Here is a 24,757-nt window from a genome sequence, read left to right as displayed (position 1 = left end):
CCTGGTCTCGGCCACCCGCAGCCAGAGGTGGCCGCTGGCCGGGCCGCTCAGGGTCTTACCGTCCCACCCCCAGGTGTCCTCACCGCCAGCGGCATCGAGAGAGAAGATTGCGGCGGCGTACTCGAATGCTCGTCGCATTCGTTCTGCTGTGGCGTGGTCAGGCGCGGAAGGCGTCGACGATCTTTCTCAGTTCGGTGGTGTCGAAGAGGCGTGGGAGGGGCGGGGCTACGGCTTGCTCGGCTGCCGTCCAATGGCTTGTGGTGCTGGCCGACAGCAGGATCCGTGTCACGCCGGGGGTGGAGGCGACCGTCCCGAGCAGCAGTTGCATGGGCGTGGCTCCAGGAAGCACTTCCTGCGCGACGGTGGGAGTGACCATCTCTAGCAGCTCTCCGCCGTGGAGTGGCGCCGAGGCGAAGACTTCCAGGCCGGCGGCGTGGGCGTCGAAGAGAACGCCCCAGCCGTTTAGTGCGTCGGCGATGGGCCCCAGCTGCACGAGGCTCAAAGGGAGCTGGATCGCTGCGAACTTGTTGGTCATGCCTCCGGCCTTGTGGGCCAGTTCCATGAGGCGGCCGACCGTCAGCGACCCGTCGTGCAGCGCCGACCACGTGGCCACCCCGTACGTCTTGATCAGCCCTTGCCGGCAGCACTCCTCCAGCGTCCGGAACGCTTCGAGAAGGCGGGCGTCGAGCTCGTGTGGCTCTGGTCCACCGTGTTCGGGGTTGTGGACGAACGTGATGTCGGGGATCCGGCCGAGGGCGGCCTTGCTCTGTGCTGCCTGCCACCTCACATATGACGGTTCGAGGCAGTACCCCTTCCCGGTCCGCGAAGGGGTGAGCACGCCCTCCTTCGTCGCCCGCACCTGGCGGGCAGCGTCCAGGAAACCCACCTTCGTCGACACACGTACGGACGGGAAGGCGCCTAGCACGGGGGCCAGCTGCTCCTCGGCTGTGCCGCGCTGGTAGTTCGGGGCCGTATCGATCCAGGAGACGTCTTGGTCGATCGCGGCCTGGGCGGCGGCCGCAACGCCGGCCGTGCGATAGGTGCCCAGGCCGAGTTCGGCGCCCCTCACTGCGTGCCCCTGACCGAGGCGACCTGGCCGTTCACGAGTTCACTGATCACGGCAGCCGCCTGCCCCAGAGTGAGTTCGGTGTCGCTGACGAGGTCGGCGAGCCGGTGTTCCGATCGGTCGGCGAGACGCTTCAGCAAGGGCAGCGCGGGTGCTGTGAAGGTCCAGGACTCGCCGCCTGCCGTCAGAACGACGTTGCCGTCGTCCGTCGTGCTGAGCGCGTGGCGTGCGGTGAGCATCCGCGCCCTGACGCCAGGGTCGGCCGGTACTGCGTCCACGAAGGGCAGGCTGGGCCGGAACCGTACGGGCTCGTCCGCGTCCCGGTGCTGGAAGTAGCGATCGATCAGGCTTCCGTCAGCCATTTCTTTGACGAGCAGGTCGCGCACCTGGTCAACGACATGCTGCTTTTGATCGGAGGACCCGAAATGAGGGAGGTCTGCCCTGACTGTCTGTTCTGCTCGCAGGGTGTCCAGAACCCAGGACACGAGGTCGACGCCGGTCGTGGAGCTGAGCCCGCACGTCAAGTGGAGCGACCGCTGCCCCTCGGACGCAGAGACGGCGTGCCACCAGCCACGGGGCAGGTAGAGGATGTCCCCCGGTGTGAGGACGAACTCTGCGACGGGCTCGTCGGGCGGCGGGGCGGTCTCGGTCACGTCGCGGTACATGGGGGCGACGCGGGTCGGTCCGTAGATCTTCCAGCGTTTCCGGCCGTCCACTTGGACGACTACCACGTCGTGGTCGTCCCAGTGCACCCCGAAGCCCTCGCGCGGCTTCCAGGAGGCGTACAGGTTCACCTGGACCTTGGAGCGGAGCCTGGCCTCAAGAGCATGGGCAAGGCCATGTACGCCTCGGTGCAGTTCATCGAATGCGTCGATCACCATGGTGGCGCCCTGGGCGAGCTGTTCGTGCAGGGAGGCGGGGTGGATTCGATGCCATACCGTTCGGCGCCTGGCTACTTCACGCACGGTGTAGGCATCGAGGGGAACGACCACGCCGTCGGCGGAGAGACGGAGCCGCGGTGGTTCCAGGCGGTGCCGGGCGATGATCTCGTTGAGGTCGTCCCAGTCGAGGAGTCCGGCAATGCACTGGGCATCGCCAGGAATGACGCGGAAGGTGCGGCCGAACGCCTCGGCGAGGAAGTCCTCGCCGAGGCGTTCGACGACCGCGTGGGGCTGAGCGGTCATGTGTCCGGTCCCGTCAGGAATCGTTGCTGTCGGACCGGCCGCCGGTGTTGTCCGACGGGATGAACGCACGCTCCCGCGCCGCCTTCACCTGCGCACGGGCGACGAGCAGGCTGTCACCCGTGATGGGCGCCGTCAGGGCTGTGTGCGCCGAGTCCGCCTGCGTTTCGTGCTGGATCTCCATCGCTGACTCCTCTTCTTCTCTTGCACTTGCCGGTCGAGTACGGAGCGGTCCTCCGCACTCGTCGTACGCCCGCCCGACTGCCGACCCTCACGAGAACAGCCGGGCAGGGTTCTTCCCGCCTCTGCGGCGTCAGGCCGTTGGGGAAGCCATGAGTCGTCGCTCGGAGGCGGAGTCTGTGGGGCTAGTGGTCGCCGAAATACCAGATCAGAAGGCCGAGGGGGGCGGTGACAAGCAAGGGGAGGAGAGCGCCCGCCCACTCACGCCAGTCGTGCAGCCGCCGCTTGTCGGTCACCGGCGTCTCCGGTGGCTACCCATCGTTGGTGCCCTCCGGATGGCGCTCGCGGTAGAGACTGACGAAACGTCTCGTCAGTCGGCCGAGTTCACGCGTGTACTCGAAGGCAACGAACTGCGGAGTCTCAGCCGTCGGCCGGGCGTTCAGCTCCGTCAGGCGGTAAGCGTCTCTGTACATCTGCCGAACGACCGGGTCCTCGTCGAAGCCCAGCTCTTCCGTCACGAACAGGTTCAGCGCTCCACGCAACTGGGTGGCTGTCAGGTCGATTTCCTGCCGATCAGGCATGGACAGCGTGATGGCCAAAGCCTTCGTCACGACATCGCTGATGGCTTCGACGTCGATCGGCAGTGCCTCCGGATCGGCAGCGTCGACGCTCGGGGATCGGTCCTTGTCTGTCACGGCGGTCATCACGCGCTCCTCTCGTGTCCGCTTTTGGTTGCGGCGTGTGAAGAGCTAACTGCGAGATGTGCCCATCCGGGTACCGTAGGAGGGAGGCGTGACCGTGAAAGCCGTGAAACCTACGGGAGTTGGCAATGGCCAAAGCACCCCAGGACGACCGCAATACGGGACTCGAAACCCTGCTTAAGCAGGCGCAATGGTCGCGTACCCAGCTCGCCAATGCGGTGAACCGCACCGGTGTCCAGGTCGGTATGACCCTGAAGTACGACCACTCCGCCGTTTCGCACTGGCTGAGCGGGACGCAGCCAAGGGAGCAGGTCAGGCCGATCATCATCGAGGTACTCGAACGCAAGATCGGCCGCCCCGTGACCTATGCGGAAGCGGGTCTGCAGCCTCCGAAGGGCGGAGAGGACTCCGGCAGCGGAGACACTGTCGAGTCCCTCTTGGATCTGGGCAGGGCTGATATGGACCCCTCACGACGCGGCGTGCTCGCCGCCGGCTTGTACTCGGCTGCTCTCGTCGTGCCCCTCTTCGCAGGCGAGGCGCACGCAGAGGAACGCGAACGCGCCACGAAACCCACAGGCCGTATCGGGCCGGGCGAAGTCGCGACCGTACGGACCATGACCGACCGCATCGCAGACATCCTCGACGAGCTGGGCGGCGGCCACGCCCGCCCAATGGCCGCGGCATTCCTCGTCAACACCGTCGCGCCCTACCTGCGAGCCCAAGCAACCGAGCCGGTCAGAAACGACATGCTCTCCGCCGCCTCCGACCTGACCTACCTGACCGGGTGGATGGCGATGTACGAACGAGAGCACGGCCTCGGACAGCAGTACTACGTAAAGGCGTTGAACCTCGCCAAGGCTGCTGCTGACCACGTCACCTACTGCCGCACTCTGCGCGGCATGAGCCTTCAGGCATCACATCTGCGCCATGGGCAGATGGCCTTGAAGCTCGCGGACTCAGCTGCCGAAGCTGCACCCAAGGCCGGCCCGCGGCTGGTGGCGTTCCTTCGAGGTCAGCAGGCACACTCGGCAGCCATGGTCGGCGACCGGAAGCAGGCATTCACTCGCCTGCGTGAAGCCGAAGCAGCGCTCTCGAAGGCCGACTCACGCCGAGATGCTGTCGGCGGATACGACCAAGCGGCCTACCAGTTCCACGTCGCCCACGTCCTCTACGAGACGAAAGACCTGGCGGGCTCGATCGCGGCTCTGAAGAGCTCGGTCCGGGCACAACCCAAACAGGAACGGCAGGGCCGACTCCACGCCAACGGCGTGATGGCCCAACGCCAGTACGAACTGGGACACATCGAGGAGGCGTGCAGCACCTGGAATACGTTCCTTGACGACTACGTGGGCTTGTCAACCGCTCGCGGCGACGAGCACTTCGAGACGATGCGGAAGCGGCTCGCTCCCCACCGGAAGGTCCGGGCCGTAAGAGAACTCGGCGAACGCGCTCGCCAGGTCGCGACGCTGAAGGGGTAGTGACCCTGGAGAGAGGGCGATGAGGCGGGCGCCGCACCGCCCTCCTCGTCTGGGCGGCGCGCGGGTCAGGCAAGCAGGATCTGGCCGGCAGGGCAGTCAGGCTTCCAGTTACGGACCCGTCTCGTTTCCGCCGGCGCCCTGCTCTTCCAGCACTTGATTAACCGCGACAGCGGCTTCGTGTGCGTCTGCTGATTCACCGGCGTTGAGTGCCGCGAGGTAGCGCTCTCCGTGCTTTTCAGAGCGGCCCCGAGGACGACGCGCCGCACGTGGTAACCCAAGCGGCCCAGTCGGCCAGGGGGCCGCTCTCCTGCGGCCTCGTCGGGGGCGAACGGTTGTCCGCCGAGAGGCGAGACGCTGACCAGACGACCCCAACCGACAGGCTGGATCTCCCCCTCACCGAAGGAGCGTCGAAGCCTCGACGGCTTCCTCGCCGCTCACCGCGTTCGCGGCCCGTCGCCGTTCGAGGCGGCTGACTCCCGAAGCAGTCTGGAGGCAGCGGGTGTCGGAGGTCTTGGTGGCGATCGATGACGTCAGCGCTTGGACCATGGGCGACTTCAGCTACTCCGACCACTGAATCCACTGCTGCGCGCTGAGGACCCTCACTGTTGTTTTGGTGGCGGCTTGCGCCTGCGCGTCGGTCAGACGGCGGCAGGGGCGCCGAGCATCGCGGAAGCCTGTTGGAACGGGTTGAGGACGCGCGTGGGCGCGGCGGTGTGGGGAAGGCCGGGGCAGGTGAAGCCGAGTTGGGTCATGGCCCGGAGGATTTCGCCGGCGCTGAAATCGCGGCGGTCCTGGCGTGTGATGACCTGCCCGACCTGCTTGACGGGGTAGGTGCGGCGGCCGATGATCACGGACTCGCCGATGACCTGTTCGGGCTTGATGCCCTTCATGGATTCCAGGACGCCGCTCTTGGTGAGGTCGAACGGGAAGCGGGCGATGACACAGCGCATGATGCCTCACAGGGAGAAGAATGAAGGGGAATGGTTTCGCCGCGGTGAGGCGGTTCAGTGGGCAAGGGCGAGGACGCCCGGAGCGCTGCCCTGCTCGTCGACGACCGGCAGGGCACCGGACCGGCGGCCGCGCATCGCGTGCTGGGCTTCGGCGATCGTGGTAGCGGGTGAGGTGAACGGCCCGCGGTTGTCGAGAATGTCGCGTAGCTGGACCCGGTCCGTGTACGCGGGGCTGTCACGGACCGCGGCGAGCTGGGCCTGGGTGACCAGTTGGGTGCACAGGCCGTCGTTGTCGCAGACGAGCAGGTGCTCGGTGCGGGCACTGGTCATGACGGCCAGGGCGACTTCGATGGTCATGTCGTCGCAGACCTGCGGTCCGGCCGTGTCCATGGTGTCGGCCACTGTCCTGTGCGCGGGGGTGGCGCTCGCCGGGCGGGGTTGCATCTGAACCAGTGCCAAGATGTGCCTCCTGCAGAGATGGGCCAGTTTTCTGATCAAGGGTTCTAGGCCGCCGCGTCGAAGGAGGACTGCCGCACGATCGTGCGCCGGGCAGTCGAAGCGGGGCTGCGTCGACCGCGGGAGGCCGCGCTGCGGCTGCGCTGACGTCGCTCGGCCACCGGCGTGGTGATCGTCACGGGAATGCCGGAGGGGGTCTGGGCGCCGGTGATCCGGCTGAGTGCCTCCTCGCCCGAGCGGACCTGAGTGGTCTGCGGCACGATGCCGGCGGCTGCCATGAGGCGGCTCATGTCGCGGCGCTGGTTGGGGGTGACCAGAGTGACGACGCTGCCGGACTCGCCGGCCCGCGCGGTACGGCCGCCGCGGTGGAGGTAGTCCTTGTGGTCGGTCGGCGGGTCGACGTTGACAACGAGGTCGAGATTGTCGACGTGAATACCGCGCGCCGCGACGTTCGTCGCGACGAGCACAGTGACATGCCCGGTCTTGAACTGGGCCAGGGTCCGGGTGCGCTGCGGCTGCGACTTCCCGCCGTGCAGGGCGCCGGCCCGCACCCCGCTGCTCAGCAGATTCTGCGTCAGCCGGTCGACAGCGTGCTTGGTGTCCAGGAACATGATCACCCGGCCCTCGCGCGCCGCGATCTCCGTCGTCATCCGGTGCTTGTCGGCGCCGTGGACATGCAGTACGTGGTGCTCCATCGTGGTGACCGCCCCTGCGGACGGGTCGACGGAGTGGACGACCGGGTCGGTGAGGTAGCGGCGGACCAGGAGGTCGACGTTGCGGTCGAGTGTGGCGGAGAACAGCATCCGCTGGCCCTCGGGGCGGACCTGGTCCAGGAGCGCGGTGACCTGTGGCATGAAGCCCATGTCGGCCATCTGGTCGGCCTCGTCCAGGACGGTGATCGCGACCTGGTTCAGCCGGCAGTCACCCCGGTCGATGAGGTCCTTGAGGCGGCCCGGCGTCGCGACGACGACTTCGGCACCACGGCGCAGCGCGCTGACCTGCCTGCCGATCGGCATTCCGCCGACGACAGTGGCCAGGCGCAGCCTCACCGAGCGTGCGTGGGGGGTAAGAGCGTCGGTCACCTGCTGTGACAGTTCACGCGTCGGCACGAGGATCAGGGCCAGCGGCTGGCCGGGCTCGGCGCGCTGCCCGGCGGTGCGGGCCAGCAGGGCCAGGCCGAAGGCGAGGGTCTTGCCGGAGCCGGTGCGCCCGCGACCGAGGACGTCGCGGCCCGCGAGGGTATTGGGCAGGGTCGCGCCCTGGATCGGGAACGGGACGCTCATGCCTTGCGCGGTGAGCGAGGCCAGCAACTGCTCGGGCATGTCGAGGTCGGCGAACGCCTCGACGGCGGGCAGCGCGGGAGTGATCGTCTTGGGCAGGGCGAACTCGCCCGAGGCCGCCGCGGGCCGCCGGCCGCGGCCGCCTGGGCGGCTCGGCCCTCCGGAACGGCTCGGGGCGGGCGTGCCGAAGCGGTTGCCCCGGTGCGAACCGGCGCCGGAGCCGAAGGCGGGACCGCCGGTACGGCTGCGGGAGGAGCGGTTGTTCGTACGTGAGGGGTTCATTCAGAACCTTCCTTGATACGGCACGTATCAAGGAATTCTCGCAGCAGAAGAACAGCGCGGGGAATCACAAGAACGAGCCGAACGAAATGCGAAAGCAGATCTGGCCCGCGGTGAATCCGGTGCAAGTGCAGGCGATGAAATGGGTGACGTCATGCGGACGTGAGATCCCGGACGTCTACGGGTGCATCTTCAAAGAGGTCCGCATTCCTGGAGAGGGATCTACGGGCGTCGTTGCCCCACAGGGAAGCCCCGGGGAATGCCCGTAGCTGGGGCCCGCACCCCGAGGGATGCGGGCCCCAGCTACGAAGTGCGCGTCAGCGTCAGGCAGGAACGATGTTCTCAGCCGTCGGGCCCTTCTGGCCCTGCGCGATGTCGAAGGTGACCTTCTGACCTTCGAGCAGCTCACGGAAGCCCTGAGCGGCGATGTTCGAGAAGTGGGCGAACACGTCAGCGCCGCCACCGTCCTGCTCGATGAAGCCGAAACCCTTGGCCGCGTTGAACCACTTCACAGTGCCAGACGCCATGTCATATCTCCTTGTGGGGCAGTACGCCGGAACCCGCAATCCACGGATACCGGGTCGCCGCGATGATGCCCCGCCCGGAGATGACCGGAAATACAAAACGCTCCCCGCAGCTAAAAATGCCGACGAAAGGCGTTGAGGTTTTTGGGAACCACGACTGCAACTGAGATCGACAGTAGCATGCGGTAGCGGCCTGCGTACGGTCAATAATTCCGCTCTGCCCGTTGCAGTAAACACACTGTCCGCGCGGCACATTAAACTCTCGTCTCGCGGTCATAGATATTGATCCACCCGGAACACAGCGTTCCAGGAAGAGCGGTCGTCGTTTACGGCGGCCCATCAGCCCGTATACGGGTCCCGACGCAGATCAGCGCAGCGCTGCTGCGCGGCGCTCTCACGAGTGCCCCAGATCCCACCACCATGGACTGAGACTGAAGGCGGCCGACGCCCACCGTTCGTGCGAACCAGTCGGACAGCAGGACCTGCCCGGGGCAGCAGTACGCTCCGCGCGCGGGCTGATCGCCGTACGGTGGGCGAACACGTCCGAGCCGCCACTGTCCGGGCGGTGAAGCCGCAGCCGTTCTGCGCGTCAAACCACTTCACAGTTCCCGCGGCCCTTGCCTCACACCTTCCTGCCGATGAAGCGTCCTACGACATGCGGCAGACGGAGGCGGTCACCCTGGCTCCTCCGCCGCAGCAGAACGCCCACGACGAAGATGTGGGCGAAGGGAACATCCTGGTCAAGGCAGTTGACCCAGAAGCCACGCGTCAGCCCGCGGTCGTCGGGTTCTCTGATTCGGCGGCGTGGCGGTATTCGGCGTTGATGCGCTGGGCTTCTTCGAGCTGGTCCTCGAGGATGATGATGCGGCAGGCGGCCTCGATGGGGGTGCCCTGGTCGACGAGTTCGCGGGCGCGTGCGGCGATGCGCAGCTGGTAGCGGGAGTAGCGCCGGTGGCCGCCCTCGGAACGCAGCGGGGTGATCAGGCGGGCTTCTCCGATGGCGCGGAGGAAACCTTGTGTGGTACCGAGCATCTCGGCGGCCCGGCCCATCGTGTAGGCAGGGTAGTCGTCGTCGTTGAGACGGCCGAACGAGTCGTCTGCTGTCATTTGCACCTCTCTGTGGAACGCGTGGAGGGGCTCGGGTGCCGTACGGCACCCGAGCCCCGAAGGAACTGCTACACCATCTGCCGACCCTGATACTGCGCCGGCCTTCTATTTCCGCTGACCCGACCTGGAAGTTGTCGGGGGTGCGGGGATCGCGGTTGCTTGACCGGAGACCACCTCGCTATCGATGTCCTGCGGTACCCGGGCTCAAAACTTCCACCCGGGCGATCCTGATGGCGCCTGGCTCCTCCGTTCTTCCCTCTGGGATCATCACTTACCTACTGCTGGTACTGCTCTCCTGCGTACTGCTCTGTGGCCTGTGCCAGCGCCACTTTTCGACAGCCAGCCCCGTCGCCCGTCCTGCATCTGCTCTGGCTTAGAACCCCACTGCCGAACCTCCCGGTGCGCGCGTCCGCAGCCGACGCCTTCACCGAGGTGCTGCTCACTGACTTCACTGCTGCGTACTGCACTTGCGGGTACTGCTCACGGCGGCCCCTGATCACTGCGGGCCACCCGGTCCGGTCGCCAGTCCCGTCGCCGTCCTGCAACAACCCTGGCTTCGGAACTCCACCACCGCACCGTCCTGCGAACTGCAACTGCGGTTACTGCTGCCCGGCAGTTCGTCTCTGCCGGGCCCTGCTGTCTCTCTGGGCTACGAGAGAAACCATAACCACACCACCACCCAATGTCTACTCTGGCCGACATAGATTTCCGTTACCCGGGCGGAGAGATAGTCGGCCTCGGTCACGGAACGGGTGTGCGGCAGCCCCGCTCCAGCCAGGCTCGCCCGCTCCGACCAGCGCCGTTACGTGCAGCCTCGACGCCGCGAACACCGCAGTCGCCACGTCTGGCCATGCGGATGATCGCTCAGGACACGCGCGGGCTCGTGCGGTTGACACACCGCAGGCCGGGCACAAGCGCCGCCAGATAGGACCTGCGTGACGATCCAGAGATCAGGGTGGCCTGATGAACACAATGAGCGTCAACGTGGCAACTGCCCTCTCCACGGCATGCATTGCCAGCGCGCGCCGGAGCGCCCGGGATTTCCTCGCAGGTCACGATCTTCGCCGAACCTCATTTGGGACAAAGGGGCCGCTGGTTCAAACTCGAACCCGCCACGGCTGACTGCTGTCTGCTCTTGACCGGCAAGGCTCCGGCCGCGCCGCGGTCTCAGTTCTGGTCCCATCCACCGGTGTCCGGGATCGTTGAGGAACCCACCTGCCGACCTCTCCGCTCCAGGCCGGCACGCCCACCGACCCACCTCGGATCCCTGATGAACATTTGGAAGGTGTGTTGGCTCGGTCGTCTTCAACGGGGCCTGGATGCGTGAGCGATGCGTGAGCGGACGTGCTGACATGGCGCACACAACCTTGGACCGGCCAGCATGCGACATGCCTCTGACTAGGCATTTCTGGACCAGCGTGGAAGCTGGCGGAAGTCCCGGCAGGACCCTGCCGGGACTTTTAATCCGTTGGTTGTGGGTTCGAGTCCCACACGGCCTACGCGTGGCGGGTGAGGGGGGAACCCCTCTGACCTGCGGCTCAGCGCCCCGACCGGTTTCTGCCGGGCGGGGCGCTTCGTTGTACGGGGGGCTCTTGCGCCAGCCCCCCGTTCCGGTCCCCTGGGCGGACCGAACACCATGTCTCCTCCCGGGGCTTCGACGCTCCAGGTGCCTGTGCTTTACGAAGTGACGTCTCGGAGTGTCGGACGAGCCGTTGCGGTCGCGCACAACAAAGGAACATGTGGTCACGACGGCTTGGCGTCGCGTTCGCCCCGTTGGGCGGTGTTCTTGCGCTCCTGCGCGTGGGCGTAGGCCATGAGGCCGAGGAGGATGACCAGGAGTACGGCCGAGGAACCCGGCGTGCCGAGATCGAGGCCGCCCTTGGCGGCAGGCTTGGTGAGGAAGTCGCCGGCGGTGGCGCCCAGAGGGCGGGTGAGGACGAAGGCGATCCAGAACAGCGCGACATTGGGGACGGCCGGCACCCGCATCAGGGCGGCGAGTACGGCCAGGAGCGCCGTGACGAGCAGGGCGCCGCCGGCGTAGCCGAGGCCGGAGCTGTCGGAGAGGAAGTCGCCCATGGATGTGCCCAGTGTGTTCGACACCAGGATCGCGGACCAGAAGAGGGCCTCGCCACGGAAGGTGACGATGTCGCGGATGGCGAAGGTCTGTCCGGCGAGCTTCCAGACGATGAAGATGGCGATCAGCAGAGAGATCAGGATCGTGGCACCCGCGGGGTATCCAAGGCCCAGGCCCTGCGGGCCCCGGCCCAGCGAGGTCGTGCCCGCCGTGAGGTACTCGGCGCTGGCGTCACGGTTCATGAAGTCCGACATGGTGGTGCCGGCCATGCTCGTGGACAGGATGACCGTCCAGTAGAAGAACGGGTTGTAGCGCTTGGACCGCAACTGCACCACCAACGTCAGCACGAACACCAGGAACAGTGCGATCGTGGTGAGGAAATAGCCCAGTTGCAGCGTCTGGGAGAACAGATCTCCGGCCGTCTCGCCGAGGGTGGTGGCGGCGATCTTCATGACCCAGAAGGCCAGAGTGACCTCCGGGAGCTTCTTCATCACGTACTGGCGCTCACTGGCGACATCCACCGCGGTGAGGAATTCCGACTGTCCCAAAGCGCACTCCTGGTCGACCGTTCGGTGCTTCACTGCACGGGCAGTGGGCGACCCGTTGTTGTGTGACAGCGGTGAACGGCATCAGGCGCCCGGCTCGCACTCCCGGCCACGCCTGCGCGCCGGCCTCTCGCCGCATCTCCACGCCCGTGCAACGTAGACCGTCTACAGCTATGTAGACGGTGTGACACTCCCGTGGACGGTGAGCTGTATGCGGCCGATACCGGATACCGGGTGCGGGCCTTCGCGCGTATGGGACCGGAAGGGGTCTGCGGCGATGTGCTGACGGCCGGTCCGGTTGACGGCGACTCAGGGGCCGGCGATGCAGCCGGGTCAGGCCGCCGGCTCGATGTTCTGGTTGGCGCGGAAGAAGTTGTGCGGGTCGTAGGTGCGCTTGACGGCCGCGAGGCGGTCGTAGTGGTCGCGGTAGGTGGCGCGTACCCGGTCCGGGGTTTCGCCCGCGCCGATGAAGTTCACGTACGTACCGCCCATGGAGTGCGGGTGCAGCTCCTCCCAGTAGTCGACGCACCACTGCCTGAGCTTCTCGGCGTTGTCCGGGTCCGGATCGATGCCCGCGATCACGCCGGACCAGACCGCGTCCCGGTAGGCCCAGGCGGTGTCGTCGGGGCCCGGCCGGTGGGCGGCGCCGTCGACGGGGTACAGGTGCGTGGTCGACAGGTCGGTGGGGAGGTTCTCGGCGTACTTGGCGTGTACGGCGATGGCGTCGTCGCTGATCCGGTCGAAGAAGTTGCCGCGCCAGTACCACTGCAGGCCGGCAGGGAGCAGCTCGTCGAACATGGACTGCAGGGTGGTGTAGGGCATTGGCGCCGTGAAGTGGAAGGCGGGCGCGCCGGGGTCGTTCACGGGCTTCAGGGTGGCTTCGAGGAGGTCGGGGTCGCCCGTCCAGCACCACACGACACCGCACATCTTCTGGCCCTGGATCTCCTCCGGGAAAGGGGGACCGGGCGGCACGGTGAGCGCGGCGAAGAAGCCGTTCAGGTCCTCGGGAGCCTGTGGCAGGAAGTCGCGGTACCAGCGCAGTATTTCGGGGGTCCGGTCGACCGGCCAGAGGGTGATGGCGACGCCCACGGTGTCCACCGGGTGCATCCGGAAGGTGAAGGAGGTGACGATGCCGAAGTTGCCGCCCCCGCCCCGCAGCGCCCAGAACAGGTCGGGGTGGGTGGTGTCGCTCGCCGTCACCGCGGTGCCGTTCGCCAGGACCACGTCCGCGGCCAGCAGGTTGTCGGCCGTCAGGCCGTATCTGCGGGTGAGGTGGCCGTGGCCGCCGCCGAGGGTGAGGCCGCCGACGCCGGTGGTCGACTGGATTCCGGCGGGGGTGGCCAGTTGGAAGGCGTGCGCTGCGTGGTCGAGGTCGCCGAGCGTGGCGCCGCCGCCGACCGTGGCCGTTCGCGCGGTGGGGTCGATGTGTGCCCAGCGCATGGGTGACAGGTCGATGGTGACGCCGTCGTCCGCCAGGCACAGGCCGGCGGCGCTGTGCCCGCCGCCGCGGACCGCGAGCACGAGGCCCTCGTCCCGGACGAAATCGACCGCGGCCATGACGTCCGCCGTGTCGCTGCACCGCACCACGGCCGCCGGACGTTTGTCGATCATGGCGTTGTAGATCGTGCGGGCGGTTCGGTACTCCGGGTCCTGCGGACCGATGACGGGACCGCGGAGCGCGCTCCGCATCGCGTCCAGGGTTTCGAGCGTGGTGCCGTTCATGGTCCGGCCCTCTCCCTGCTGGCCGAGATGGGGACCGCACTCCGCCCGGCCCGCCCTGGCGGGCCGTCGGAGTGTGCAGCTGTATGCCGACGCTCCGGCGCCCCCCGGAACCGCGGGCGGAAGCGGCCACCGTGGGCTGATGTCTCAAGCCTCCCCGCGGTCCGGGAGCCGTGCCAGTTCGCCGGACCGGGCAGAGGGAGACATGCGCGTCACGGCTGCGGGGATGCGCTCAGACGAGGAGCTTCGTCTTCGCCCGCTGGTACTCCTCGTCCGTGATGGCCCCCCTGTCCTTCAGCTCGGCGAGTTTCGCCAGGTCGTCGACGTGACCGCCCTTCTTCGGGCCGCTCGCGTCGGAGGTGCCGGCGGCTTCGCGTACGTACGCCTTGAAGGCCGCTTCGCGTTGCTGCACCTCCTTGATGTCCCGCTTTCCCATGGATTTGCCGCGCACGATCACGTACACGAGGACGCCTAGGTACGGCAGCAGCAGGGCCACGATCAGCCAGCCGGCCTTGCCCCAGCCGCCGAGGTCGTCGCTGCGGAAGATGTCCGAGATGACCTTGAAGAGCAGGAACAGCCACATGATCCAGAGGAAGAACCAGAGCATGGTCCAGAAGAGGTTGAGCAGGGGGTAATCGTCCACTGTCGGCTCCCCGATCACCGCGAGTTCATCGCGTCGGCTGGCTGAATGGTAAATCAGTCATATCACTACATAACCACCCTCGCTCGTTGTCGTTCGGGCCGTCCTCCTGGGCGATCCTCCGGGGCGGGTGCGGAGTACCGTGGAAGTGTCGAGGGAGGCTCGAGCCTCCAGGAGGCGGGGTCGCCTCGTGTTCATGAAGCGGCGTGAGATGCGACGCGGAGAGCGGCGTGAGCGGCGGCGTGAGCGGCGGCGTGAGCACGCGTACGCAGGGACGTTCGCGAGGACGTTCGCGAGGACGCATGCACACGGCAGATGAGTCCGCCCGGAGCCCGGTCGGGGCGATAGGCCGCGTCACCGTGCCGATTCCGGCCGATGGTCCGGGCGAAGTGCTGGTGGCCGTACGGGGTGGGTCGGAGGCCTACACCGCATGGTCGGCGACGTCGATCGACAGGGACGTACGCGTCGTTGTCGTCGATTCGGTCTCGGCGCGGGGCGTGATCGTGGAACGACTGCCGTCCTGAGCCGAAGCGGTGACGTCACCACGCCGAGCAGTGAGGTATCTGCGTCGAGCAGTGACGTAGGTACGTCGGGCAGTCACGTACGGCAGGAGTCTTCCGATGTTCTTCTGGCACGTTCCCGCACCCAACGAGGCGATGCTCATATCCGGTTCCAAGGGGCAGACGCTGGACACCCAGTTCCGGATCGTCACCGGACACGGCAGTTTCGTGCTCCCCGTGAAGCAGAAGGCGCGCATGCTCTCCCTGGCGCTGCGCGAGGCGGAGATCACCGAGGACTGCGTGACGCAGCAGGGCATCCGCCTCAACGTCCGGGCCGTCGCCGTCTTCAAGGTCGGCGACGACGCCGTGTCCATCGCCAACGCGGCGCGCCGCTTCCTGTCCGAGCAGGAACAGATGGAGGAGCTCGCCGGCCGGATCTTCGCCGGTCACCTGCGTTCCATCATCGGCGGGCTGACCGTGGAGCAGATCATCCGCGAGCGCAACCGGGTCTCCCAGGAGGTCATCGCGGGCAGCCACGGCGAGATGGAGAAACTCGGCATCGTGGTGGATGCCCTCCAGATCCAGGAGATCGACGACGCCACCGGCTACATCAACAACCTCGCCGCCCCGCACGCCGCCGCGGTCGCCAGCCAGGCCCGGATCGCCGAGGCCAAGGCCGACCAGGAAGCCAGCCAGCGCGAGCAGCAGGCCGCCGCGCTCAAGGCGGAGTACGAACGTGACACCGCGATCAAGCGGGCCGGCTTCCTCGCCGAGACCGAGCAGTACAACGCCCGCGCCGCACAGGCCGGACCGCTCGCCCAGGCCAGGGCCTCGCAGGAGGTCATCGAGGAGCAGACCTCGCTGGCCGAGCGGCAGGCCGCTCTCGCCGCGCAACGGCTCGAAGCGGAGGTCCGGCGTCCGGCGGATGCCGAGGCGTACCGTCAGCGCACTCTCGCGGAAGCGGCCCGTGACCGGGTGAAGTTCGAGGCGGACGGCAGCGCGTACACCGAACGGACCCTCGCCCAGGCGCAGGCCGACGCCAACAGCGTGCGCGCCAAGTCGCTGCGCGACGGCAACCAGGAGCTCATCGCGGCCAACCGCATCGTGGAGAACCTGCCCGCCCTGGCCGACGCGGCCGCCCGCGGCATGTCGGGGGCCGACCTCACCGTTCTCAACGGCACCAATGGTGTCAATGAGATGGCGGCGGGCGTGGTCAGCCAGGGGCTGGCGATCCTCCACTCGCTGCAACGCGGCGCGAACCCGATGAAGCCCCCGGCGGTCAAGGGGAAGGTCACCCCTCGCATCACCGAGACGAACTGAAGGCCACTCCTCGTATCGCCGAGACGAACTGAGAGGGCCGGAGCCGCACTGTTCGCCGTCACCACGCGAGGAGCACGGACCGGGCGCCGAGTGGCCATGATTCGCCGAGTGGTCATTCGCATGCCGAACATGCCGTAGAGTTGTGTTTACCGACGCGGGGTGGAGCAGCTCGGTAGCTCGCTGGGCTCATAACCCAGAGGTCGCAGGTTCAAATCCTGTCCCCGCTACTGAAGAATCAGGCCCGGCACGCATGCAGCGTGCCGGGCCTGATTCATTTCCGCGTAACGCTCCGGGGCGTGGCACGGCCGGCCTGCGGGCCAGTGAAGGGGCAGGTCCGGACGGCGTGTGATCTGCACCACGCACGTACCCCCCATTGGCCGATGAAGAGTCGCCGCACGGCTCCGCTCCGGCGAGCCTGGGGGTGGGGCGCGGTACCGTCCGCAGCCGCGCGCGTACCGGGCAGGAGACCACAGGTGTGGAAGCGGCTGAAGCGGCGCGGCAGACATGCCGAGGGTGACACCCGCTCCCGGCGGTTCGTCCGCATGCTGCCCGCTCTGATGATCCTCGGCGGGCTGGTGTTCGATCTCCTCACCCCGCCGATTTTCACCGCCATTCCGCTGTTCGTTGCCGCGCCGCTGATCGCCGCGCCGTTCTTCTCGCTGTCCAGCACCATCTGTATCGGCATTGCCTCGATGGTGGCCGTCACCGTGCTGCGGTTGTCCGGCAACTCTTTGCCGTTGGTCGTGCCGTTGATCGAGTTGCTCACCCTGGCCACCGTCTCGGCCCTCGCGGTCGTGATCAACACGGTCGTACGGCGCGGCAATGAACAGCTGGCCTCCGCGCGGGTCATCGCGGAGACCGCCATGCGGGCGGTGCTGCCGAAGCCGTCCGACCGGATCGGCGGGCTGCATGTGGCGGCGCGGTACGAGGCGGCGCAGGCGGACGAGTTCGTCGGCGGCGACCTGTTCGCCGTGGCGGACACCCCGCAGGGGGTGCGGCTGGTGGTCGGGGACGTGCGGGGGAAGGGGCTCGACGCCGTGGAGTCGGTGGCGGTTGCCATCGGGGCGTTCCGGGAGGCGGCCGAACAGGAGCGTTCGCTGGAGGGCGTGGCGCAGCGGCTGGAGCGGGCGCTGGCGCGGGAGGGGGCGCGGGGCGGGCTGGACGCGGTCGAGGGCTTCATCACTGCCGTACTGGCCGAGATCCCGTCCGGGGTGTCCCGGGTGCGGATCGTCAACCGCGGTCACCCCGAGCCGATCCTGCTGCACCCGGACGGGGCGGTGGAGGTGCTGGGGCCCACGGTGCCCGCGCTGCCGCTCGGGATGGACCTGGGGGTGTGGCCGGACCGGGCGGACGAGTGGGATCTGCCGGCGGGGACGACCCTGCTCCTCTACACCGACGGCCTCTCCGAGGCGCGGAACGCCGATGGGGTCTTCTACGACCCGGCGGCCCGGCTGCGCGGGCGGATCTTTCCGGGGCCCGAGGAGCTGCTGTCCGCGCTGACCGATGACGTGCGGCTGCACACGGGCGGCGAGACGACCGACGACATGGCGCTGCTCGCGGTCGTACGTCCCGCGGAGGGGCAGCCGGACCGGCGCAGGACCGTGAAGATCGTGGGCCTGGAAACGATGTGACGGGTGGGGCGGGCGCTTCGTGTGGATCGGGCGCTTCGTGCGGGCCGGGTGCTTCGTGCGGGCCGGGTGTTTCGCGCGTCCCGGGGCGCGGCCTTGGGTGCGGGATGCCACCGTACGTAACCGAAAGGCGTCGCTCCGCATAACATTTGACGCAACGTCAGAAACCGGGTAATGGCTGAGGGTCGATCAACTCGTCCGGTTCCACCCGATTGTGTCCCGTAAAGTCCAGGCCAAAGACCTGAACGATCAGTGGGAACAGCTTGGAATCAGACCCGTGTGTCTATTAACGTTCGATAACGCAGCGCGGTCGTCCCAGCCGTCGTCAGTGGCGGCACCGTGCGCGAGCGCCGAATTCCGCAAGGGAACCGGGGAACCACCTACATGGGGTGAATCGGGCACCTGTGTCTCGTGAGAGGCAGAGGCGCCCGTAGGAGACCTTCCTGCTCCGAACCCGTCAGCTAACCCGGTAGGCGAGAAGGAAGGAAAGGAGTGCGCCCCCGTGGCGTCCAACAAGCCTGCCCCCGAGGCCCCCTCTCGGTTCAACCCCGAGTTCAGTTCCGACTTCGGCGCCGACTTCGGATCCGATTTCGGCTCCGACTACGGAACCGCCGGGACGGGAACGGTGTTCGGCGCCGAGACGGGCGGTGGCTTCGCCGGTGAGTTCGGCAGCGAATTCCGCGCCGACGGCAACGGTGAGCCCGACAGAAGCTGGGACGAGTGGAACCCCACCGAGGAGTCCGTCCGCCCCGTTCGCGGCAGGCACCGCGTCGCCAAGCAGCGCAACGGACTTGCCCGTAGCTCCACGGTACTCGGGGTCGGTGTCATCGCGGCAGTCGGCGCGGGCGGCATGGCCACCGCGCAGAGCAAGCCGCCGGTCTCCATCTCCCTTCCCGACTCCATCTCGGACAACCTCCCCGACGCCAAGTCCCTTCCCGGCGTGGGCTCCCTGCTCTCCGGCGAGTCCGAGGCCGACAAGGCCGAGGCCGCCGCCGCTGCCGCCCCGCTCACCACCGCCGGCCTCACCGCCGCCGAGGCCGAGCAGGGCACGATGGACGCGGGCGAGGCACTCCGCGCCCGCATCCTCCAGCAGGCCGAGCAGCAGCAGGACGCCGCCGACGCCGAGGCCAAGGCGGCGCAGGAGAAGGCGGCCGCGGAGAAGGCCGCCGCCGAGGCCAGGAAGCAGCAGGACGCGGCCGAGGCCAAGGCCGCCGCCGAGAAGAAGAAGGCGGAGGAGGAAGCCAAGGCGAAGGCTGAGGCCCTGCGGCTCGCCAAGCTCGCCGCCAGCTACGCCATCCCGACCTCCTCGTACACGATCACCTCGACCTTCGGCCAGGCCGGCCCGATGTGGTCCTCCGGCCACCACACCGGCCTCGACTTCGCAGCGCAGGCCGGCACCCCGATCAAGGCCGTACACGGCGGCACCATCAAGTCGGCAGGCTATTCCGGTTCGTACGGCTACCGCACGGTGCTGGAGCTCGACGACGGTACGGAGCTGTGGTTCTGCCACCAGTCCTCGATCGGCGTCAGTGTCGGCCAGAAGGTCACCACCGGTGAGACCATCGGCCGGGTCGGCGCAACCGGCAATGTCACGGGCGCGCACCTCCACCTGGAGGTCCACACCCCCGACGGTACGGGCATCGACCCGATGGCCTGGCTGCGCGGCAAGGGCCTCAACCCCTGATCCGCCGGCCGTCTCCCGGCCTGTGATCCGATCCGGTTCACAGGCCGTTGAACCCCGGCAGTCCTGGCGCTCACCCCCCGACGTCAGGGCTGCCGGTCTGCCGGAACAGCGGACTCCCGACGCCAGGGCTGCCGGAATAGCGGACCCGCCGGAGTCCGTTGTTCCGTATATGACTTCTCTTCGTGAGCTGGGCCCTTCCGACCTCCAGGTCTTCCCGCTCGCCCTCGGCGGCAACGTCTTCGGCTGGACCGCCGACGAGGCGCAGTCCTTTGCCGTGCTGGACGCCTACGTCGCGGCGGGCGGCAACTTCATCGACACCGCCGACGCCTACTCCGCCTGGATCCCGGGCAACGAGGGCGGCGAGTCGGAGACCGTCATCGGTAAGTGGCTCGCGGCACGCTCCAACCGTTCCGACATCGTCGTCGCCACCAAGGTCGGCGCCCACCCCTCGTACAAGGGGCTCTCCGCCGCGAACATCAAGGCCGCGGCCGAGGAGTCGCTGCGCCGGCTCGGCACCGACCACATCGATCTGTACTACACGCACTTCGACGACGAGACCGTCCCGGTCGAGGAGATCATCACCGCCCTCGACCAGCTGGTGAAGGAGGGCAAGGTCCGGGAGATCGGCGCCTCCAACATCAGCCCCGAGCGGCTCCAGGCGTCCCTGGACTTCTCGGAGCGCGAGGGGCTGGCCCGTTATGTCGCCCTGCAGCCGCACTACAACCTGGTCTCCCGTGACACGTACGAGGGCGAGCTCCAGGACACGGCCGCCCGGGCCGGGCTCGCCGCCGTCCCGTACTTTGCCCTCGCCTCCGGCTTCCTCACCGGCAAGTACCGTCCGGGCGCTTCGGTGGAGAGCGCGCGGGCCGAGAAGGCCGGTCAGTACCTGGAGTCGGAGCGGGGGCAGAAGGTCCTGGCGGCACTCGACAAGGTCGCCCAGGAGCGCGACGCGGAGATCGCGACCGTCGCGCTTGCGTGGCTCGCGTCCCGGCCGACCGTCGCCGCGCCGATCGCCTCGGCCCGTACGGTCGAGCAGCTGCCCGCACTGGTGGCCGTCGCCGACCTCTCGCTGACCGAGCAGGAACTGGCGGACCTCACCGAGGCATCCGCCTGACGGGGGCATCCGTGCGATGCGGAGCGGGGCGTCGCCCACGGACGGCCCTGCTGCGGTGGCGGTGGCCGGTGCGGGTTCAGAGGCTGGTGCGGGTTCAGATAGGGGTTGGTAACTGCTCGCCGGGGAGTGCGCATGACGTCGGTTCAGCTCGATCGTGTGATGGTCCGCTCGCGGGCTTGCGGTGCCCTGGGCCGACCCGGTTAACGTGATCGTGCGATCTGGGACGCCGGGTGCGGCGCCAGCGTGCGGGGCCCCCGCTCCACCGGAGTGATGGTTCGGGGCCTCCCCGTCGCCTCTGGCCGTATCCACATGGCCAGGTCGCGCAGGGAACCGGCCTCCCGAGATCGGACCACGCACGGATGCGTGTCGCCGCCCCGGGGTCGAGTACGCCGGGGGCCAGTGCGCCCAAGACCCTTCGGGGCGTGCGGCTGTCGGGACTCACTCCCGCTCATTCTTCAGGAACGGTTGTAGCCGTAGCCGCCGTAGCCGCCGTACTGCGTGTGCTGCGGGAACGGGTATGCGTAAGGGGCCATCGGCAGGTGGTGGGGGCGCAGGCGGCCCGTCGCCTGTGCCGCGTACGTCAGGGCGGGAGCGGCCACGTCCCTGCGCTGCCAGAGATGGTGCAGCAGCTCCAGCTCGCGCTCGGCGAAGTCCGGGCCCGCCGCCCCGCGGCGGGCCTGTCGGCGCAGCGAGGCCAGTGATGTCGCGAACGATTCGTACTCGGCGACGGCGCGGGCGGCAGCCCTGCCGTGGGCCTTGGCCTGCGCTTTGGCACGAGCCCTGGACCGGGCCGACGGCTCGCGCCCCGGCGACACATGTCCCGGCCCGAATCCCGGCGCATATGCATGCGCGTATCCCGGTCCGTACGGGCTTTCCCAGGCTGCGGCGAGGTGTCGTCGGCGTGCCGCGTCGCGTGCCATGCCGCGGGCCCGCATCGAGGAGAGGGCGAGTGGTTCGGCGGGGGTCAGCCAGCCGGCCGCCGCATAGGCGGGCAGCTCGGCCGAGAGCGTACGCAGTTCCCGCTGGCGCGACCAGATCGCCAGCCAGGTCACCAGGCCGAAGACCGGGACCATGAACACCCCGTACACGGCATAGAAGCCGTACGGGCCGAATGACGCCGACCCGTTCCACAGGGCGTGCATGCCCATGGCGAGGACGAGACCCAGCAGCGGCAGTGCGATGCGGCGGATCCGGCGGTGCCGCGCACTGACCGCGGCGAGACCGAAACCTATTCCGGTCAGCACCGTGAAGAGCGGATGCGCGAACGGCGACATCACCGCCCGTACGAAGAACGTCGCGGCGGTCACCGAGACAACGCCCGAGGTGCCTATCTGCTGGTCCTCACCGAAGGCGGTGCCCAGGTAGAGGATGTTCTCGGTGAAGGCGAAGCCGCTCGCGGTGAAGCCGGCGATGACGACGCCGTCGACGATTCCGTTGAATTCCCGCCTTCGGAACAGGAAGATCAGCAGGACGGCCGCGGCCTTGGCGCTCTCCTCGATGACCGGCGCTATGACCGTGGCGCCGAGGGTGTCGGCGCCCGACGGGTCGGCGGTGGCCGTGGCTATCCAGCGGGTCGCGAACGAATTCGCGATGATCGCGACCAGGGCGGCCGCGAACGCACCCCAGGCGAAGGAGAACAGCAGATTCCGCCACGGCGCCGGTTCGACCCGGTCCAGCCAGCGGAACGCCGCCATCAGGAGCGGGACGGGCAGCACGGCGAGGCCCAGACCTACGAGAAACCCCTCGGTGCCCGTCTGATCGCGGACCAGGGCCAGGATCGCCAGACCGCACAGCGCGAGCACCGTGACCACGGCCCCGATGCGGAATGTCCTGCTGCGCCACACCATGCCGACGCGGCGCGGCCGGTAACGCCAGTGCCTGCGCTCCGGCACGGCAGCCAGGATCTCGCCGACCCGCTGCTCCTCGAGAAGCGGGACGGCCGGCTGCGACTGCCGCTGCTGGACAGACCCGTCGGACACCACCCGATGACCCTAACCAGCAGCACTGACAGCTGGCCATGGGGCGACGGGTCCGTCAGGTCCCGTCGCCGGCTCCGCGCGAAGGTCTCAGCGGCGGGCGAAGAGCAGGTCGTGCACGACATGGCCCTTGTCGAGGCCCTGCCCCTCGAACCGGGTCAGCGGCCGGAACGCAGGCCGCGGTGCATAGCCACCGTCCGCCACGGTGTTCTCGAAGAGGGGGTGCGCGGTCAGCACCTCCAGCATCTGCTCGGCGTACGGCTCCCAGTCGGTCGCACAGTGGATCACGGCCCCCGGCTTCAGCCGCTGCGCCACCAGATCGAGGAACTCCGGCTGGATCAGCCGCCGCTTGTGATGGCGCTTCTTGGGCCACGGGTCGGGGAAGTACACCCGCAGCCCGTCCAACGAGTCGGGCTTCAGCATCTCGCGCAGCAGGATGATCGCGTCACCGTTGGCGACCCGGATGTTGGACAGGCCGTTCCGGTCCGCGAGACCCAGCAGATTGCCCTGGCCCGGGGTGTGCACATCGACGGCGAGAATGCCCGTACCCGGGTCGTCGGCCGCCATCTGCGCTGTGGCCTCGCCCATGCCGAAACCGATCTCCAGCACGGCCGGGAGCCCGTCGAACAGCTCGGGCAGGTCGAGGACGCGCTGCCCGTCGATGTCCAGGCCCCACTTCGGCCAGAGCCGCAGCAGGGCGTCCTCCTGGCCGGGCGTGACGCGGCTGCGGCGCGGCTGGAAGCTGCGGATCCGGCGCTCGTGGTGCGATCCGGCCGGATCGATCGCGGGTCCGCCGGGGAAGCGCGGCTCCTGGCGCAGCCTGCGCTGCCGCTCGAAGGAGGCGGCGCGCAGATCGTCCGGAATCCCGGCAGCGGCGGAGGCGGGGGCGTGGACCGAGGAGACGGTGCCGGTCCCGGCTGCGGCGCTGCTCGTCCCGGCCGCGGCCTCGCAGGGCGTCGGAGCGGAAGGATTCGCGGAGGGATCTGCGGAGGGGTTCAAGGACTCAGACACAATGCCCCGATTCTACGGCGGGCGGCTTCCACCCCGTCCCCCGCGCCCGGAGCAGCGCCCTGCGTGCCACCTCCCGCCCGATGGGCAGGGAGGCCGTCGCGGCGGGCGACGGAGCGTTCAGCACGTGCACGGTGTGCGGGGCCTCGCGGATCAGGAAGTCGTCCACCAGGGTGCCGTCCCGCAGCACGGCCTGGGCCCTGACCCCGGGCGTGGCCGGACGCAGATCGGACTCCGTGACCTCGGGCAGCAGCCGCTGCACGGCTTTCGTGAACGCCCGCTTCGACAGCGAACGGTGCACCTCGCCCGCCCCGTACCGCCAGTGTCTGCGTGCGATCTGCCAGGTGCCGGGCCAGACCAGGGTGTCCGCCAGCTCACGGGGGCGTACGACGGGCCAGCCGTACCCTTCGCGGGCCAGCGCCGGGACCGCGTTCGGCCCGACGTGGACGCTGCCGTCGTGGCCACGGGTCAGATGCACGCCGAGGAACGGGAACGCCGGATCGGGCACCGGATAGACCAGGCCGCGCACCAGCTCCGGCCGCGCCAGCTCGTAGTACTCCCCCCGGAAGGGCACGATCCGCACCCCCGGGTCGTCGCCCGCGAGCCGCGCCACCCGGTCGCAGTGCAGCCCCGCGCAGTTGACCAGCACCCGGGCCCGCACCACCGGACCGTCCGCCGTACGCACCGCCACACCCCAGGGGCGCCTGTCGATGGCGGTGACCTCCGCCCCGTAACGGATCACTCCGCCTGCCCCGCTCACCTCGAAGGCGAACCGCGCCGCGACCGCCCCGAAGTCGCACACCCCGGTCGTCCCGACGCGGATCGCGGCGAGCCCGTGCACCTGCGGCTCGTACTCCGCGATCTGGGCGGGCCCCAGTTCGCGCACCGGCAGCCCGTGCTGCCGGCCTCGCTGGACCAGTGCGTGCAGCCGGGGCAGCTCGGACCGCTCGGTCGCGACGATCAGCTTGCCGGTCACCGCGTGCGCGATGCCGTGATCGGCGCAGAAATCGACCATTTCGGCGGCGCCGCGTACCGCGTAGCGGGCCTTGAGCGAGCCGGGGCGGTAGTAGATGCCGCTGTGGATCACTCCGCTGTTACGCCCGGTCTGGTGACGGGCGGGGCCCCATTCCTTCTCCAGCACCGCCACCCGGGTGCCCGGAGCGGTGCGCGTGATCGCATACGCCGTCGACAGGCCGACGATCCCGCCGCCGATCACCAGCACATCGCAGTCGTACGCCGCGTGCGTCATCATCACGCCACCTCCCACCCCGATAGTGCACTGACCCACTGACAACGCACTCAAACCAGCGAAGCCCAGCGTGGCGCCGAATCCTTACGCCTGGCGGC

General features: G+C 68.6%; 21 protein-coding genes, 1 tRNA gene and 1 riboswitch. Of the genes, 7 read left to right on the top strand and 15 right to left on the bottom strand.

Going from position 1 to position 24,757, the window contains the following annotated elements; translation table 11 throughout:
* Positions 1 to 157 precede the first annotated feature (157 nt).
* The 4 genes from NRF20_RS21795 to NRF20_RS21780 all read right to left on the bottom strand — a co-directional run bounded on the left by NRF20_RS21795 (position 158) and on the right by NRF20_RS21780 (position 3,131).
* Complete coding sequence (locus tag NRF20_RS21795) at positions 158 to 1,069, bottom strand: aldo/keto reductase (RefSeq protein ID WP_413753119.1); 912 nt, start codon at positions 1,067 to 1,069, stop codon at positions 158 to 160.
* Positions 1,066 to 2,250, bottom strand: a complete 1,185-nt coding sequence (locus NRF20_RS21790) for a JmjC domain-containing protein (RefSeq protein ID WP_413753118.1) — start codon at positions 2,248 to 2,250, stop codon at positions 1,066 to 1,068. Before NRF20_RS21790 ends, NRF20_RS21795 begins: the two co-directional genes overlap by 4 nt.
* Before the next feature lie 13 nt (positions 2,251 to 2,263).
* Positions 2,264 to 2,431, bottom strand: coding sequence for a hypothetical protein (locus tag NRF20_RS21785; protein WP_266359515.1), 168 nt, complete (start codon positions 2,429 to 2,431; stop codon positions 2,264 to 2,266).
* Between the two features lie 307 nt (positions 2,432 to 2,738).
* Positions 2,739 to 3,131, bottom strand: a complete 393-nt coding sequence (locus NRF20_RS21780) for a hypothetical protein (RefSeq protein ID WP_266359513.1) — start codon at positions 3,129 to 3,131, stop codon at positions 2,739 to 2,741.
* A 125-nt stretch (positions 3,132 to 3,256) separates the two neighbouring features.
* Here NRF20_RS21780 and NRF20_RS21775 point away from each other — a divergent pair, with 125 nt between their 5' ends.
* Positions 3,257 to 4,606, top strand: coding sequence for a hypothetical protein (locus NRF20_RS21775; protein ID WP_413753117.1), 1,350 nt, complete (start codon positions 3,257 to 3,259; stop codon positions 4,604 to 4,606).
* Positions 4,607 to 5,244: 638 nt separating this feature from the next.
* On the opposite strand, the gene NRF20_RS21770 is transcribed toward NRF20_RS21775, so the two are convergent.
* The 8 genes from NRF20_RS21770 to NRF20_RS21735 form a co-directional block, all read right to left on the bottom strand.
* On the bottom strand, positions 5,245 to 5,556 hold the full coding sequence (locus tag NRF20_RS21770) for an SCO5918 family protein (protein ID WP_327368876.1): 312 nt from the start codon (positions 5,554 to 5,556) through the stop codon (positions 5,245 to 5,247).
* Between the two features lie 54 nt (positions 5,557 to 5,610).
* Positions 5,611 to 6,015, bottom strand: a complete 405-nt coding sequence (locus NRF20_RS21765; protein ID WP_398628581.1) for a CBS domain-containing protein — start codon at positions 6,013 to 6,015, stop codon at positions 5,611 to 5,613.
* Between the two features lie 44 nt (positions 6,016 to 6,059).
* A complete protein-coding gene (locus NRF20_RS21760) occupies positions 6,060 to 7,574 on the bottom strand; it encodes a DEAD/DEAH box helicase (protein ID WP_398628582.1) in 1,515 nt (504 codons plus the stop codon).
* Between the two features lie 320 nt (positions 7,575 to 7,894).
* Entirely contained in the window at positions 7,895 to 8,098 is a 204-nt protein-coding gene (locus tag NRF20_RS21755; protein WP_030304224.1) for a cold-shock protein, read from the bottom strand.
* 765 nt (positions 8,099 to 8,863) lie between these two features.
* Positions 8,864 to 9,202 (bottom strand): MerR family transcriptional regulator, encoded by a 339-nt coding sequence (locus NRF20_RS21750; protein ID WP_266359503.1) that lies wholly within the window; start codon positions 9,200 to 9,202, stop codon positions 8,864 to 8,866.
* Between the two features lie 1,743 nt (positions 9,203 to 10,945).
* Complete coding sequence (locus NRF20_RS21745; RefSeq protein ID WP_398634330.1) at positions 10,946 to 11,824, bottom strand: hypothetical protein; 879 nt, start codon at positions 11,822 to 11,824, stop codon at positions 10,946 to 10,948.
* Positions 11,825 to 12,154: 330 nt separating this feature from the next.
* Positions 12,155 to 13,543 carry an FAD-binding oxidoreductase gene (locus NRF20_RS21740; RefSeq protein ID WP_413753116.1) on the bottom strand — a complete coding sequence of 463 codons (1,389 nt, stop codon included), beginning with the start codon at positions 13,541 to 13,543 and terminating at the stop codon, positions 12,155 to 12,157.
* Positions 13,544 to 13,772: 229 nt separating this feature from the next.
* A complete protein-coding gene (locus tag NRF20_RS21735) occupies positions 13,773 to 14,183 on the bottom strand; it encodes an SHOCT domain-containing protein (RefSeq protein ID WP_266359497.1) in 411 nt (136 codons plus the stop codon).
* A 299-nt stretch (positions 14,184 to 14,482) separates the two neighbouring features.
* Between NRF20_RS21735 and NRF20_RS21730 the strand changes: the two genes are divergently transcribed.
* The 6 genes from NRF20_RS21730 to NRF20_RS21705 all read left to right on the top strand — a co-directional run bounded on the left by NRF20_RS21730 (position 14,483) and on the right by NRF20_RS21705 (position 20,426).
* Positions 14,483 to 14,704 (top strand): hypothetical protein, encoded by a 222-nt coding sequence (locus NRF20_RS21730; protein ID WP_093894655.1) that lies wholly within the window; start codon positions 14,483 to 14,485, stop codon positions 14,702 to 14,704.
* A gap of 96 nt (positions 14,705 to 14,800) precedes the next feature.
* On the top strand, positions 14,801 to 16,000 hold the full coding sequence (locus NRF20_RS21725) for a flotillin family protein (protein WP_266359496.1): 1,200 nt from the start codon (positions 14,801 to 14,803) through the stop codon (positions 15,998 to 16,000).
* Positions 16,001 to 16,153: 153 nt separating this feature from the next.
* Positions 16,154 to 16,227 (top strand) — tRNA-Met (locus tag NRF20_RS21720).
* Positions 16,228 to 16,542: 315 nt separating this feature from the next.
* Entirely contained in the window at positions 16,543 to 17,631 is a 1,089-nt protein-coding gene (locus tag NRF20_RS21715) for a PP2C family protein-serine/threonine phosphatase (protein WP_398634334.1), read from the top strand.
* Positions 17,632 to 17,966: 335 nt separating this feature from the next.
* Positions 17,967 to 18,119, top strand: a riboswitch (cyclic di-AMP (ydaO/yuaA leader).
* An 11-nt stretch (positions 18,120 to 18,130) separates the two neighbouring features.
* Positions 18,131 to 19,312 (top strand): M23 family metallopeptidase, encoded by a 1,182-nt coding sequence (locus tag NRF20_RS21710; protein ID WP_398634328.1) that lies wholly within the window; start codon positions 18,131 to 18,133, stop codon positions 19,310 to 19,312.
* Positions 19,313 to 19,481: 169 nt separating this feature from the next.
* On the top strand, positions 19,482 to 20,426 hold the full coding sequence (locus tag NRF20_RS21705; RefSeq protein WP_398634327.1) for an aldo/keto reductase: 945 nt from the start codon (positions 19,482 to 19,484) through the stop codon (positions 20,424 to 20,426).
* Between the two features lie 455 nt (positions 20,427 to 20,881).
* Here the strand turns inward: NRF20_RS21705 and NRF20_RS21700 are convergent, their stop codons facing one another.
* The 3 genes from NRF20_RS21700 to lhgO all read right to left on the bottom strand — a co-directional run bounded on the left by NRF20_RS21700 (position 20,882) and on the right by lhgO (position 24,662).
* Positions 20,882 to 22,405 carry a PrsW family intramembrane metalloprotease gene (locus NRF20_RS21700; protein WP_398634333.1) on the bottom strand — a complete coding sequence of 508 codons (1,524 nt, stop codon included), beginning with the start codon at positions 22,403 to 22,405 and terminating at the stop codon, positions 20,882 to 20,884.
* A gap of 87 nt (positions 22,406 to 22,492) precedes the next feature.
* A complete protein-coding gene (gene trmB, locus NRF20_RS21695) occupies positions 22,493 to 23,416 on the bottom strand; it encodes a tRNA (guanosine(46)-N7)-methyltransferase TrmB (RefSeq protein WP_398634332.1) in 924 nt (307 codons plus the stop codon).
* Entirely contained in the window at positions 23,406 to 24,662 is a 1,257-nt protein-coding gene (gene lhgO, locus NRF20_RS21690; RefSeq protein ID WP_398634326.1) for an L-2-hydroxyglutarate oxidase, read from the bottom strand. The genes trmB and lhgO overlap by 11 nt, the downstream gene beginning before the upstream one ends.
* Between the last annotated feature and the right edge of the window lie 95 nt (positions 24,663 to 24,757).

The sequence above is a fragment of the Streptomyces sp. R-74717 genome (assembly GCF_047305335.1).
GTDB classification, from domain to species: Bacteria; Actinomycetota; Actinomycetes; order Streptomycetales; family Streptomycetaceae; genus Streptomyces; species Streptomyces atratus.
Note: the sequence above shows the minus strand (reverse complement) of the source record. Positions and strands in the feature narration are given on the sequence as shown.

Bases quoted from the DNA above. Each gene is read 5' to 3' on its own strand.
- NRF20_RS21790 (WP_413753118.1), bottom strand. From the start codon at position 2,250: ATGACCGCTCAGCCCCACGCGGTCGTCGAACGCCTCGGCGAGGACTTC.
- NRF20_RS21785 (WP_266359515.1), bottom strand. From the start codon at position 2,431: ATGGAGATCCAGCACGAAACGCAGGCGGACTCGGCGCACACAGCCCTG.
- NRF20_RS21780 (WP_266359513.1), bottom strand. From the start codon at position 3,131: ATGACCGCCGTGACAGACAAGGACCGATCCCCGAGCGTCGACGCTGCC.
- NRF20_RS21775 (WP_413753117.1), top strand. From the start codon at position 3,257: ATGGCCAAAGCACCCCAGGACGACCGCAATACGGGACTCGAAACCCTG.
- NRF20_RS21770 (WP_327368876.1), bottom strand. From the start codon at position 5,556: ATGCGCTGTGTCATCGCCCGCTTCCCGTTCGACCTCACCAAGAGCGGC.
- NRF20_RS21760 (WP_398628582.1), bottom strand. From the start codon at position 7,574: ATGAACCCCTCACGTACGAACAACCGCTCCTCCCGCAGCCGTACCGGC.
- NRF20_RS21755 (WP_030304224.1), bottom strand. From the start codon at position 8,098: ATGGCGTCTGGCACTGTGAAGTGGTTCAACGCGGCCAAGGGTTTCGGC.
- NRF20_RS21750 (WP_266359503.1), bottom strand. From the start codon at position 9,202: ATGACAGCAGACGACTCGTTCGGCCGTCTCAACGACGACGACTACCCT.
- NRF20_RS21740 (WP_413753116.1), bottom strand. From the start codon at position 13,543: ATGAACGGCACCACGCTCGAAACCCTGGACGCGATGCGGAGCGCGCTC.
- NRF20_RS21730 (WP_093894655.1), top strand. From the start codon at position 14,483: ATGCACACGGCAGATGAGTCCGCCCGGAGCCCGGTCGGGGCGATAGGC.
- NRF20_RS21725 (WP_266359496.1), top strand. From the start codon at position 14,801: ATGTTCTTCTGGCACGTTCCCGCACCCAACGAGGCGATGCTCATATCC.
- NRF20_RS21715 (WP_398634334.1), top strand. From the start codon at position 16,543: ATGCTGCCCGCTCTGATGATCCTCGGCGGGCTGGTGTTCGATCTCCTC.
- NRF20_RS21705 (WP_398634327.1), top strand. From the start codon at position 19,482: ATGACTTCTCTTCGTGAGCTGGGCCCTTCCGACCTCCAGGTCTTCCCG.
- lhgO (WP_398634326.1), bottom strand. From the start codon at position 24,662: ATGATGACGCACGCGGCGTACGACTGCGATGTGCTGGTGATCGGCGGC.